8 protein-coding genes, 1 tRNA gene and 2 pseudogenes are annotated in these 12,922 nt (G+C 61.5%); 7 read left to right on the forward strand and 4 right to left on the reverse strand.

The features are described 5' to 3' along the window. Window positions 1-232: 232 nt before the first annotated feature. The 3 genes from lon (at window position 233) to LRS09_RS21930 (ending at window position 4,479) form a co-directional block, all read left to right on the forward strand. Window positions 233-2,647, forward strand: a complete 2,415-nt coding sequence (gene lon, locus LRS09_RS21920; RefSeq protein WP_257809016.1) for an endopeptidase La — start codon at window positions 233-235, stop codon at window positions 2,645-2,647. A gap of 210 nt (window positions 2,648-2,857) precedes the next feature. Beyond that, a complete protein-coding gene (locus tag LRS09_RS21925) occupies window positions 2,858-3,130 on the forward strand; it encodes an HU family DNA-binding protein (RefSeq protein WP_085464992.1) in 273 nt (90 codons plus the stop codon). 218 nt (window positions 3,131-3,348) lie between these two features. After that, window positions 3,349-4,479, forward strand: a complete 1,131-nt coding sequence (locus LRS09_RS21930; RefSeq protein ID WP_257809017.1) for an acyltransferase — start codon at window positions 3,349-3,351, stop codon at window positions 4,477-4,479. A gap of 79 nt (window positions 4,480-4,558) precedes the next feature. Here LRS09_RS21930 and LRS09_RS21935 read toward each other — a convergent pair. Both LRS09_RS21935 and LRS09_RS21940 read right to left on the reverse strand, forming a co-directional pair. After that, window positions 4,559-4,633: transfer RNA gene (locus tag LRS09_RS21935), tRNA-Val, on the reverse strand. Window positions 4,634-4,720: 87 nt separating this feature from the next. Further along, window positions 4,721-5,405 (reverse strand): annotated as a pseudogene (locus LRS09_RS21940) (phosphoglycolate phosphatase). Between the two features lie 102 nt (window positions 5,406-5,507). Between LRS09_RS21940 and rpiA the strand changes: the two are divergent. The 3 genes and pseudogenes from rpiA (at window position 5,508) to gor (ending at window position 8,309) form a co-directional block, all read left to right on the forward strand. Then, complete coding sequence (rpiA, locus tag LRS09_RS21945) at window positions 5,508-6,206, forward strand: ribose-5-phosphate isomerase RpiA (protein WP_257809018.1); 699 nt, start codon at window positions 5,508-5,510, stop codon at window positions 6,204-6,206. A gap of 20 nt (window positions 6,207-6,226) precedes the next feature. Continuing rightward, window positions 6,227-6,814: a DUF2059 domain-containing protein gene (locus tag LRS09_RS21950; RefSeq protein WP_257809019.1), complete on the forward strand. Its 588-nt coding sequence runs from the start codon at window positions 6,227-6,229 to the stop codon at window positions 6,812-6,814. Window positions 6,815-6,918: 104 nt separating this feature from the next. Further along, window positions 6,919-8,309: pseudogene (gene gor, locus LRS09_RS21955) on the forward strand (glutathione-disulfide reductase). Window positions 8,310-8,315: 6 nt separating this feature from the next. Here gor and LRS09_RS21960 read toward each other — a convergent pair. Beyond that, window positions 8,316-9,221: an esterase gene (locus tag LRS09_RS21960; protein ID WP_257809021.1), complete on the reverse strand. Its 906-nt coding sequence runs from the start codon at window positions 9,219-9,221 to the stop codon at window positions 8,316-8,318. A gap of 82 nt (window positions 9,222-9,303) precedes the next feature. Further along, the gene (locus tag LRS09_RS21965; RefSeq protein ID WP_257809022.1) at window positions 9,304-11,178 is read right to left on the reverse strand and encodes an ABC transporter ATP-binding protein/permease; all 1,875 of its coding nucleotides are present in this window, start codon (window positions 11,176-11,178) and stop codon (window positions 9,304-9,306) included. A 359-nt stretch (window positions 11,179-11,537) separates the two neighbouring features. Here LRS09_RS21965 and LRS09_RS21970 point away from each other — a divergent pair, with 359 nt between their 5' ends. Further along, window positions 11,538-12,911, forward strand: a complete 1,374-nt coding sequence (locus LRS09_RS21970) for a class II 3-deoxy-7-phosphoheptulonate synthase (RefSeq protein ID WP_257809025.1) — start codon at window positions 11,538-11,540, stop codon at window positions 12,909-12,911. The last annotated feature ends 11 nt before the right edge of the window (window positions 12,912-12,922 follow it).

Here is a 12,922-nt window from a genome sequence, read left to right on the forward strand (position 1 = left end):
CCGTTTCTGTCTGCCGGGGCAGGGCGACCTGCCCGGATGGCTGGTTCGGCCACGGGACGGGCCGGCCACTTGATATTGCACTGCGATGCATCCACTTAAGCCGGGTAAGGACGCTCGTCCGGTTCCGTGCTGAAAATCCCTTGTGAGATACAAAGGTAGGCGGATCGGCCAGCGGCCGCTAATATGAGATTCGTGGTTGGCTGAAGGCGGCCGCGAAAGAAAGGCAAGAACCATGGCAAGGCAATCCAGCTCTTCGGGAAGCGGCGTGTTCGCGGTCCTTCCGCTGCGCGATATCGTGGTCTTCCCACACATGATCGTGCCCCTCTTCGTGGGCCGCGAGAAGTCCATCCGCGCGCTGGAAGAGGTCATGGGATCCGACAAGCAGATCCTGCTTGCGACGCAGATGAATGCTGCCGACGACGATCCGGAACCCGACGCGATCTACGACGTCGGCACGCTCGCCAATGTGCTTCAGCTCCTCAAGTTGCCCGACGGCACCGTCAAGGTCCTGGTCGAAGGCGTGTCGCGCGCAAAGGTGATCGCGTTTACCGATCGCGAAGACTATCATGAGGCCCGCGCCGAGGTTCTGAACGAGCCGGCGGAGGAAGAGGTCGAGATCGAGGCGCTGGCGCGCTCCGTTGTCTCCGACTTCGAGAACTATGTGAAGCTGAACAAGAAGATCTCGCCCGAGGTCATCGCTGCGGTCGGCCAGATCGAGGATTACTCCAAGCTCGCCGACACAATCGCCTCGCATCTCGCGATCAAGATCCCCGAGAAGCAGGAGATGCTCTCGACTCTGTCCGTGAAGGACCGGCTCGAGAAGGCCATGGGCCACATGGAGTCCGAAATCTCTGTCCTGCAGGTGGAGAAGCGCATCCGCTCGCGCGTCAAGCGCCAGATGGAGAAGACCCAGCGCGAATACTACCTCAACGAGCAGATGAAGGCGATCCAGAAGGAGCTCGGCGAGGGCGAAGACGGCCGTGACGAGGCGACGGAGATCGAGGAGCGTATAAAGAAGACCAAGCTTTCGAAGGAGGCCCGCGAGAAGGCGGAGGCCGAGCTGAAGAAGCTCCGGTCCATGTCGCCGATGTCGGCGGAGGCCACCGTCGTGCGCAACTATCTCGACTGGCTGCTGTCGATCCCGTGGGGAAAGCGGACGAAGGTCAAGTATGACCTCGACCTGGCTCAGAACGTGCTCGACACCGATCACTTCGGTCTCGACAAGGTCAAGGACCGCATCGTCGAATATCTCGCGGTGCAGAGCCGCCAGAACAAGATGAAGGGCCCGATCCTGTGCCTCGTCGGACCTCCCGGCGTCGGCAAGACCTCGCTCGCCAAGTCGATCGCCAAGGCGACCGGCCGTGAGTATGTCCGCATGGCGCTCGGCGGCGTGCGTGACGAGGCGGAGATCCGCGGTCACCGCCGCACCTATATCGGCTCGATGCCCGGCAAGGTCATCCAGTCGATGAAGAAGGCGAAGAAGTCCAACCCGCTCTTCCTGCTTGACGAGATCGACAAGATGGGCATGGACTTCCGTGGCGACCCGTCATCGGCCTTGCTGGAGGTTCTCGATCCTGAGCAGAACTCGACGTTCATGGACCACTACCTCGAGGTCGAATACGACCTGTCGAGCGTGATGTTCGTGACGACGGCGAATACGCTGAACATTCCGCCGGCCCTGATGGACCGCATGGAGATCATCCGTATCGCCGGCTACACCGAGGACGAGAAGGTCGAGATCGCCAAGCGGCACCTGCTGCCGAAGGCAATCCGGGATCACGCGCTGCAGCCGAACGAGTTCTCGGTCTCCGAGGACGCGATCCGGGCGATCATCCAGACCTACACCCGCGAGGCCGGCGTGCGCTCGCTTGAGCGGGAACTGATGAAGCTCGGCCGCAAGGCGGTGACGGAGATCCTGCGCAAGAAGACCGAAAAGGTCGAGGTCACGGCAGCGAATATCGCCGACTATCTCGGCGTGCCGCGCTTCCGCTACGGCCAGGCCGAGGCTGACGATCAGGTCGGCGTGGTGACGGGTCTTGCCTGGACTGAGGTCGGCGGTGAACTGCTCACGATCGAAGGCGTCATGATGCCCGGCAAGGGCCGTATGACGGTGACCGGCAACCTGAAGGACGTGATGAAGGAATCGATCTCGGCGGCGGCGTCCTACGTCCGTTCGCGGGCGCTCGATTTCGGGCTGGAGCCGCCGCTTTTCGACAAGCGCGACATCCACGTCCACGTGCCGGAAGGCGCGACGCCGAAGGACGGTCCGTCCGCCGGCATCGCGATGGTGACGGCGATCGTCTCGGTGCTGACCGGTATCCCGGTCAAGGCCGATGTGGCGATGACCGGCGAGGTCACGTTGCGCGGACGCGTCCTGCCGATCGGTGGCCTTAAGGAAAAGCTGCTCGCTGCTCTGAGAGGTGGCATCAAGAAGGTGCTGATCCCCGAGGAGAACGCCAAGGACTTGGCCGATATCCCGGACAACGTGAAGAGCGGGATGGAGATCATTCCGGTCAGCCGGGTGGGCGAGGTTCTGCGCCATGCGCTCGTGCGCATGCCTGAGCCGATCGAGTGGACCGAGCCGGTAGAGACCGCCGTCAAGGCGCCGATCGCCGAGGATGTGGCCGGCATTGGCGTGGCGCACTAGGGCGCTCTGCCTCGATAGACACACAGTATGGACGGGCCGGAATCACATTCCGGCCCGTTTGTCATGAGGCAGGTCGAAAAAACGCTGGAAAACCGCCGCCCTTCTCGGTTTTGCCTCACTTTCCTTGTTGGTCGGGGCGGTCCGAAAAACTAATGTTTCGCTTCGCCGGATGAGTCGTTAGTTCCGGTCTTCACGAGGAAGGGATACTTCATGAACAAGAATGAGTTGGTCGCCGCCGTCGCCGAACAGGCGAAGGTTTCGAAGGCGGACGCCGCCACTGCCGTCGATGCGGTGTTCGACGTGATCACCCGCGAGCTCAAGTCGGGCGGCGACGTGCGTCTCGTCGGTTTCGGCAATTTCGCCGTGACCAAGCGCGAGGCATCCACGGGCCGTAACATCCGCACGGGCGAACCGGTGCAGATCGCGGCGCGCAACGTGCCGAAGTTTACGGCCGGCAAGGGCCTCAAGGACGCCGTCAACTAAGACGGCCGGTTCTTTGAAGGATCGATCAAAGCCGGGCTTGCCCGGCTTTTTTCTTGTGCGATGAAATAGGATCTTCCGATCTTCCGTCGTCATATGTAGACGCGCATTTTTCAGCTGGGTAGAAGTCTGATCTCCCATTTGGATTGTCAGAAGCTATTGATTCGTGTCGCTGGTTTCAATGTGACTGCGCCGTCTCGCGAATTGGAGTTGTTGATCGGATGTCAGCGAAGGTCAGAGATCACAGCATTGACCACATGCGGGCCCTCGCAGCCGCTCTGGTCTTTTACTGGCATGGCATCCATCAGCGAGGTGTGAAGTTCACTACTGTTCCGGATAATTGGGTTCTTAGCGTATTTGAAGAGGGGTGGATCGGCGTCACGCTGTTCATAACAATAACTGGATTCATATTTACTACCATAACTGCAGGAAGTGATGTCGACTATCTAAGATTCATGCGTAATCGTATTCTACGTATTCTCCCTTTGATGTTCATCATAATGCTATTTTATGTAACTTTCAGAAATATGGAAACTAACAGCTTGTTTTTATTTTTCAATTTGTTAGGAGGAGGGCTGATTCCCGGTGCGTGGACACTCGCCGTCGAATTTCAGTTCTATATAGCTTACCCTTATCTGAGAAATCGCCTTGTATATGAAAGATTTAGGCAAACTGTTTTCGCTTGCATAGGATTGTCGCTCTTCTTTTTCTTCTTTAGGTATTGTTTTTTTGTGTCCAGAGGCCATGTTCAAGCATTAAGTTATTGGACGATATTTGGGCAGATAGATGCATTTTTGTCCGGTATTTTGGGTGGCCTGATATATCTCCGCGCTAAGAAGACCCCCGTCGCTCATCAGCGAAAAATAGCTGGGCTGGTGTTCGCGATCTCGGGTTTCGTCTTCTTGTTCGCTATGTCGTGGTTCAATGCGCGCGGGGGATTCTATGGAACTTCCAAGTCGCCGATCTGGCTAGTCTGGCTAACATTTATGTCTGTCCTGTGTGGTGCAATAATTACGTCATATGTGATCCTCATGAAGGGGATAAAGAACCGACTTTCCAGATGGGTCGGGTATGTTGGGGAAATTTCATACAGCACCTATCTTCTGCATTTCCTTACCCTCGGTGTTATAAGTAATGTATACGCAAGATATATCGACTATCAGTTCTCTGAGGATTTATTATTGAATCAGACGATTATAATATTTACGTTTCATTATCCCTTGACCTTATTATTAAGCGCAATTTCATATGAGGTTGTAGAAAAGGCGTTCCATCATAAGACGGATTATCTTCGGCCACGGATAAGTCTTGGCGCAGACCCGAAGCAGCTTCTCTTGGCGGCATCGCGCTAAGCGATGCCGATGGCTGTCGTGCAATAGGCTCAAGCAAGTTTGGCTCTATCAACTCGCTGTTGAAAGAAGACCAAGGAAATGGTGGGCGATGTAGGGATTGAACCTACGACCCCACCCGTGTGAAGGGTGTGCTCTCCCGCTGAGCTAATCGCCCGCCGCAGGACCAGGTCCCGGACTGGCGGCGATATAGTTCGGCTGCGGGCCGTTCGTCAACACCGGAATGCAATAGCGGCTCCGCGGATCATCCGCCTGTGGACGAGATCAGCCGCTTGGCCAGGTCGACGGTCAACTCGTCGAAATGCGAAATCACCACGCTCGGCTCAAATTCGCGCACGTGGCGGTCCGTATAGCCGAAGTCCACCGCCACGACCGGGATACCCGCCGCCTTGGCGGTGTCGATGTCGGTGCGGGAATCGCCGACCATGACGGCGCGATCGTGGTCTGCGCCCGCGAGCCGGATCGTCTCGATGAGGTGACGCGGGTCGGGTTTCCGGAAATCGAACGTATCCTGACCGCAGATCGCACCGAAATAGCCGGCCACGCCCGTGCCCGCCAGTAAGCGCCGTGAAAGGGCTTCGGTCTTGTTGGTACACACCGCCAGTAGGAACCCGGCAGCAACAAAGCGGTCCAGTGCCTCTACCGCGCCCGGATAGGGCTTAGACCGGCCAGGCATGCTGGCGCCGTAGTGCTCGAGGAACAGCGCGAACAGGCGGTCGTGCTCGTCGACCGGCAGGGGTACGCCGGTTCGCCTGGTAGGCCCGCTCGATCATCACGCGCGCTCCGAGGCCTGCATTGTTACGGTGGGCGGCCGGGTCGACGACCGGGACGCCGGCCGAGGTCAGCGCGTGGTTGAGGCTATCGACAAGGTCAGGCGCGGTGTCGATCAGGGTGCCGTCGAGATCGAAGACGATGATGGGCTGGCTCATGCTGCGGGGATAGACGCAGCCGCGACCTCACGCAATATGCGGCAAGCCTTGCGCCTGCCGCGAGACGTGCTAGAGCGGCCGCGGATGGCCGTCGGAGGGCAGATGGACGCGAAGGCGATGAAGATCGAGGCGGCGAGGGCTGCGCTCGAACATGTGACGTCCGGCATGAGGCTCGGCATAGGCACGGGCTCGACCGCGGAGGAGTTCGTCCGTCTCCTCGCCGTCAAAGTCGCTGAAGGTATGAAGATTATCGGCGTGCCCACTTCGGAGCGCACGGCAGCCTTGTGCGTGCAATTGGGTGTGCCGCTCTCCACGCTCGAGGAGACTCCGGAACTCGACATTACGATCGACGGCGCCGACGAGATCGACGCTGATCTGTCGCTTATCAAGGGTGGTGGCGGGGCCCTGTTGCGGGAGAAGATCGTCGCTTCCGCTTCTGCGAAGATGATCGTCATCGCCGACGAGTCGAAGATCGTCGACACGCTCGGCCGCTTTCCTTTGCCGGTCGAAGTGAACCGCTTCGGTCTGAAGGCGACTGAGATCGCCGTGCGAAAGGCTGCTGCGTCGCTGGGCCTGTCGGGCCCGCTGACATTGCGGATGACGGGCGGCGAACCATTTGTTACAGATGGCGGCCATTTGATCCTCGATGCATCTTTTGGCCGCATTCCGGACGCAAGAGCGCTGTCCGATGCGTTGCACGCCATCCCCGGCGTGGTCGAGCATGGTCTATTTCTGGGTCTAGCGGACCTGGCCGTCATAGCGGGTTCCACCGGAATCCGGACGCTTGTTCCCGCCCGCTGAACAGGGAGTCTGAGGTTATCATGGTGCCATTCAATCGTTCCCGCCGCGTCGTTGCCGCGCTGGCCGCCGTGGCGATTCTGGCAGGAGGCTCCTTTGCATCCGCGCAGGAGATTTCGGAGGCCCACCTGAAGGCCGCGCGCGCGGCGATCACCTCGATCAGGGCGACGGATTCGATGGATTCGATCCTGCCGCAGGCTAACCAGATGCTAAAGATCGAGCTGATCCAGAAGAACCCGAATCTGGAAGAGGACATCGTCCGCATCGTTGATGAGGAGACGTTGGCGATCGCACCGCGTCGCGGCGACCTCGAGAAGGAAGTGGCGACTGCCTTCGCCAAGGCGTTCACCGAGCAGGAACTCACTGAGATCGCGGCGTTCCACAATTCGCCGACCGGCAAGAAGTTCCTGTCCGACAGCCCGATCGTCGGCCGTGAGGTGAGCAAGGCCGTCGACATCTGGCAGCTCGGCATCGCCCGCGACCTGTCGCAGGCCGTTGCCAAGAAACTGGCCGAGGTTGCGCCGGCTGCTCAGCCGCCGGCCCCGGTCGAAGCTCCGCCGGCCAACGGCCAGGCACCGGCGTCGCCGACCCTGACGCCGCCGGCCCAGTAAGCCGGATCATCCGCTTTCGTGAAAGCCCGGGCGTCGCCCGGGCTTTTCTTTGGCGCCGCAGGGACTACCTGCCACAGAGCGCAGAAGGCGGAACGAGGCATTTCATGGCAGCTTACGACTACGATCTTTTCGTCATCGGCGGAGGCTCTGGCGGTGTGCGCGCCGCGCGTGTAACGGCGAGCCTCGGCAAGCGTGTCGGCGTCGCGGAGGATGCCGGTTTGGCGGCACCTGCGTGATCAGGGGCTGCGTGCCGAAGAAGCTGTTCGTCTATGCCTCGCAGCACCCCGAACATTTCGAGGATGCAGTTGGCTATGGCTGGAGCGTCGGCGAAACGTCGTTCAACTGGCCGACGTTGATCGCCAACAAGGATCGCGAGATCGCGCGGCTGGAAGCGATCTACAAGGGTGGCATCGACCGTGCCGGCGGCGACACATTCCAGAGCCGGGCTACGCTGGTCGATGCGCATACGGTGCGTATCGAGGCGGAGAACCGCACGGTGACGGCCGAGCATATCCTGATCGCCACCGGCGGCCGCCCCAATCCGCATGCCGCCCTGCCTGGGCACGAGCACTGCATCCTGTCGGACGACGCATTCCATCTCGCCGAGCTGCCCAAGTCGATCATCATCGCGGGCGGCGGCTACATCGCCGTCGAATTCGCCAACATCTTTCACGGGCTCGGCGTCGAGACGACGCTGGTCTATCGCGGCAAGGAGATCCTTGGTCGCTTCGATCACGATCTGCGCCACATGTTGCATGAGACGATGGAAGGGAAGGGCATTCGCATTCTCTGCCAGACGCTGTTCGAAAAGATTGAGAAGCGGGATGACGGCAAGCTCGTGGCCTATCTCAACGAGGGCGAGCCGATCGTCGCCGATCAGGTGATGCTGGCCCTGGGCCGTATGCCCAACACCGAAAACCTCGGCCTCGAAGCGGCGGGCGTCGAACTCGGCAAGCTGGGCGAGATCGTCGTCGACGACTATTCGCGCACGACCGTCCCCAACATTTTTGCCGTGGGCGACGTCACCAACCGCGTCCAGCTCACGCCGGTAGCGATCCACGAGGCGATGTGCTTCGTGGACACCGTGTTCAAGGGTAAGCCGACCCGTCCGGATTTCGAGGCGGTCGCGACGGCGGTCTTCTCACAGCCGGAGATCGGCACGGTGGGCCTTTCTGAAGAGGATGCGGCGAAGGAATATGACGAGGTCGAAGTCTATCGCGCTGTCTTCCGCCCGATGCGTAACATCCTGCCGGGCCGGCAGGAGAAGATGCTGACCAAGCTCGTGGTCGACGCCAAGAGCCGCGTCGTGCTGGGTGCGCATATCCTTGGTCCGGACGCCGGCGAGATGGCGCAACTGCTCGGCATCGTCGTCAAGGGCAGGCTCACAAAGGACGTGGTCGACGCGACTATGGCGGTGCACCCGACCGCTGCCGAGGAACTAGTGACGATGTACCAGCCGACCTACCGCCTGAAGGGCGGCGAGCGCGTTGGCTGAAAGTTCCTAGGCCGGCTTGCCGATCCGGGTGGGCCGGCCGTCAAGCAGCCATCCGATCAGATCGGGCCACAACGTCGTGGCGAACCGCGAGCGGAAGTAGCCGAGGTGCCCGATCGGCTGGCCGGTATCTTCCGGCGATATCCAGCGTTGCTCGATCGGGGCGTTCGCATAATGGGCCATCAGCGCCGCGACCGCCCGTCGTGTTCCCCAGACATCATCCTCCATGCCGAGCGACAGGATCGGCGTGCGCACGTCCTTGAAACGCGCAGTCTCAACCAAGGTGGGATCGTCGAAGAAATAGTCCGGCTTCGAGCACCAGCGCGCCCAGTCGCGAAACACGGTGCCTGGGATCGGTTCGCCGATGCCGAGCCATTTTGGCGTATGGCCGAAGGCCAGCGACACCGGCACGCCAACGCCAAGCATGCGCCATTTGGCGGCGCGATCATCGAGCCCGCCGAAATAACCTGACATGGTCGCGACCATCCCATAGCGCTCGAAGCGTTCCGAAATGCCACACAGGCCCAGAGCCTGGCCGCCGTAGGATTGTCCGACGCCCACCATCGCATGGCCAGGCATTACCCTTTCCAGTGCCGCCGCGGCGGCCGGCAGGTCGAGCAGGGCCCAGTCCTTCATGCCGATCCGCGTCTTCCACCCGGGCGGTGGGTTGGAGCCACCCGTGCCGCGGTAGTCGTAGATCAAGGCGGCACGGGCACCGGCCGCAACGATGGCCGAGGCAAAGCCGGCATACAGGCCGCGCGGCACGGCTGTTGCCGAGGAGATCAGCACAAGCGGTCCGCTGCCGGTGCCCTCGAACAGGGTTCCGGACAGCGAGAAGTTGTCAGTTGCACCGAAGCGGATGTCCGTCTTCGAGACCGAGTGAGGCGCGGCAGGAGGCTGGCTGTGAGCGGTCATGATCCCCTCCTCGAAAACAGGATGAGGCTACCATTGACGTTAACGTCAAAGTCAAGAAGATTGTTTCGCTTTGAACAAAGGCCTATTCAGCAGGGATGCTGACCGCATCGAGCCGTCGGCGGCGCCGACGCTTCTCGGGAAAGGGGATTGTGACCTCCGCCAGGAGAGAGCCAAACGGACGCTTGGACGCGACGCCGCCGGCCACCGTCAGGATCGAATCATAGAAGCTCTCGCCCGAGAGCGCGCGTGGCGGCACCGCCTCGTGCATCACGCTGATGACGGTCACTTCCGGACAATGGTCCTTGATCGCCTGGTGGAAGGCGATCTTGGCGGGACCGTCGAGTGCCGCCGTCGCTTCGTCGAGGAAGAGCAGGCCGGGCTTGTGCAACAGGATCCGCGCCACGAACAGTTTCTGCCTCTGGCCGCCCGACAGCACCGTGTCCCACGGCTGGCCGTCGCGCGATTCTTCCTCGATATGCGCGATGAGATGCCCGAGCCCGGCGTCGTGCAGGGCAGCCGCGACCTGCAGGTCATGGAAGGCATCCGGCGCGTCAGGCAGGCAGACGAGGCGCTTCAGCGTGATCGGAGGCAGCCTGATGTCCTGCGAGGCGTAGAACGTGCGCACCCCGGCCGGAAGTGCGATGCTGCCCGCCCCGTACGGCCACAATCCGTTTATCGCCTTGATCAGCGAGGTCTTGCCGCAGCCCGACTCACCGGACACGAAGGTCCATTCGCCGCGACGGAAGTTGAGGAAGGGCGCCGACAGGAACGCCTTGGCGTCGAGCCCCTGGTGCATCAGTTCCAGGTTGGCGATGGTCAGGCCGAACTCGCTGTCCTGCGTGGTGCGCACGAATTCGCTGCGGCCGGTGCGGCGGTAATAGTCGACGGGCGCCTGCACGTTCTCGATCGCCTCAACCAGTTCGGTGAGACGCCGCGAATTGGCCTTCAGCGTCGCGATGGCTGGCATCACCTGGATGAACCACGAGCACTGCTGGATCATCGAATTGATCAGCTCGGCGCCCGTCACGTAGTTTTTCAGGCTCACCTGCTGGTTCATGTAAGGCAGCAGCCCAGGCCCGTAAGCGACGATACGCGCGGCGACGAAGTTGTAGATCAACTCGAACGACATGTAGCCCGCATGCACGCGATTGAGGCTGCCCCAGGTGCCGTCGATGTCCTTGTAGATGCGCCTGTGGATGTCGTTCTGAACGCCTTCTCCGCCCGCTGCGGCGACGTGGAAGCTTCGGCGCAGCAATGTGTTGAGCGCGCCGCGATAGCTGCCCTCGGCCTGGCTCATCCGGATCGTCAGACGCTCGAGCAGCCCGCCGAGCTTCAGCGCGATCCAGGTGTTGACCGGCACGTAGACGAGCACGGCCGCGAAGGCGAGGGCGGCGCTGCCATATTCGCCGAAGAAGTCGAGGCCCGTCACCGACGTGGAGGTCTCGAGCAGCTTCTGTCCGACGAAGAAGACCGACATGATGACGCCGACAATGCCCATTGCCAGGCCGATCGCGCCGCCGGTCATGCCCTTGATCGCCTCCTGCACGCGCTGGTCGATATTGTCGAGCGCCGCACCCGCGTCGCCGTTTTGCAGGTGATAATGGGTGTGGTTGGCGTCGAGCAGCGCGTCGTTGAAGCGCCGGTCGAGCCAGGCGCGCCACTTGCGGTGCAGCGTCGTCGAGAACAGGTGCCTGACGCCGGTGAAGCCAGCGTCTTTCAGGATCACGATCAGCACCAGCGTGCCCGCGGCGACCAGCAGCGAGCGCAGCGGCGTGAGATTGTCCTCACTATGGAAGAAGGCGATCGAGTTGATCAGTTCGCCGGAGGCCTCGGCCATCCAGACGCTGGCCTTGCTGGCCAGGGCCGTGAGGGCCGCGATGACGATCGTCAGGGCCCAGGCTTCCTTCCAAGATTCCGAGAACCAGTAGGCGCGCAAGAGGCCCCAAAAGCCGCGCATGCCTGACACGGATGTCTTGGTCGCGGTTGCTTCACGCTTGGCGAAGAGCGACCGCAGAGAATCTGGCACCCATCGTGGCCCGAAGACCCGATTCACAACATCCCCACCCTTGTCCGCCCCAGAGGTGATTTGCTTTTTCTTTTGAGGCTAGCACGGTTCGCCGATTGTCCTAGTGAAATGTTCCCGCAAGGTTTACGCAGGCGGGAGACGGTGGCGGATCGGCCACACTGACCTTGCGACAGGCGGGCAGGGCGAATCGCTCTGGAAGTAAACCCTTGGTTACTGTATAGGACCGCCTTTCCCGGAAAGGCGGGAGTCTTGGCGCGGGCAGTGATCCCGCAGCGTGATTAGGTGCTAACATGGCGAAATGGTCTCCGAATTCCTGGCGCGGCAAGCCGATCCAGCAGGTTCCGGCCTATCCGGACCTCGCGGCTCTCGAAGCAGTGGAAAAGAACCTCGCCAGCTATCCGCCGCTCGTTTTTGCAGGTGAGGCGCGCAAGCTGAAGAAGCAGCTCGGCCAGGTCGCGGAAGGCCAGGCTTTCCTGCTTCAGGGCGGCGATTGCGCCGAGAGCTTCGCCGAGCACGGTGCCGACAACATCCGCGACTTCTTCCGCGTTTTCCTGCAGATGTCGGTGGTGCTCACCTTCGCCGGCTCGCAGCCGGTGGTGAAGGTCGGCCGCATCGCCGGTCAGTTCGCCAAGCCCCGGTCGTCCGATGTCGAGAAGAAGGGCGACGTGGTGCTGCCGAGCTACCGCGGTGACATCATCAACGGCATCGAGTTCGACGAGAAGTCGCGCATCCCGGATCCGGCGCGCCAGGAGATGGCCTACCGCCAGTCCGCCGCGACGCTGAACCTGTTGCGCGCTTTCGCACAGGGCGGCTACGCCTCGCTAGAGAACGTGCATCGCTGGATGCTGGGCTTCGTCTCCGACAGCCCGCAGTCGGAAAAGTATGAGGCGCTCGCCAACCGCATCACCGAGACGATGGACTTCATGCGCGCGGTAGGAATCACCTCCGAGACCAACTACGCGCTGCGCGAGACCGACTTCTACACCAGCCACGAGGCGCTGCTGCTCGGCTACGAGGAGGCGCTGACCCGCGTCGATTCGACCTCGGGCGACTGGTGCGCCACCTCCGGCCACATGATCTGGATCGGCGATCGCACGCGCCAGCCCGACCATGCCCATATCGAGTACTGTCGCGGCATCAAGAATCCGCTCGGCCTGAAGTGTGGTCCTTCGCTGACGCCGGACGGGTTGATCCAGCTCATCGACCTGCTCAATCCCGAGAACGAGCCGGGCCGGCTGACGCTGATCGCCCGTTTCGGCTACGATAAGGTCGGCGAGCACCTGCCGAAGCTTGTCCGTGCCGTGGAGAAGGAAGGCCGCAAGGTCGTCTGGTCGTGCGACCCGATGCACGGCAACACGATCACCGCCGCAGGCTACAAGACCCGCCCCTTCGACCGCATCTTGAAGGAGGTGCAGACCTTCTTCGACGTGCACCACGCCGAGGGCACGCATCCTGGCGGCATTCATATCGAGATGACCGGCAAGAACGTCACCGAATGCACCGGCGGTGCGCGCGCCGTCCGTGACGAGGATCTGCAGGACCGCTACCACACCCATTGCGATCCGCGCCTCAACGCGGATCAGGCGGTGGAACTCGCTTTCCTGGTCAGCGAACTGCTCAAGAAGGGCAAGCAGGCGCCGGCCAAGAAGGCCGTGAACGGCTGATTGTTTCGGTT

Source organism: Mesorhizobium sp. J428, from assembly GCF_024699925.1.
Taxonomy (GTDB): domain Bacteria; phylum Pseudomonadota; class Alphaproteobacteria; order Rhizobiales; family Rhizobiaceae; genus Mesorhizobium_A.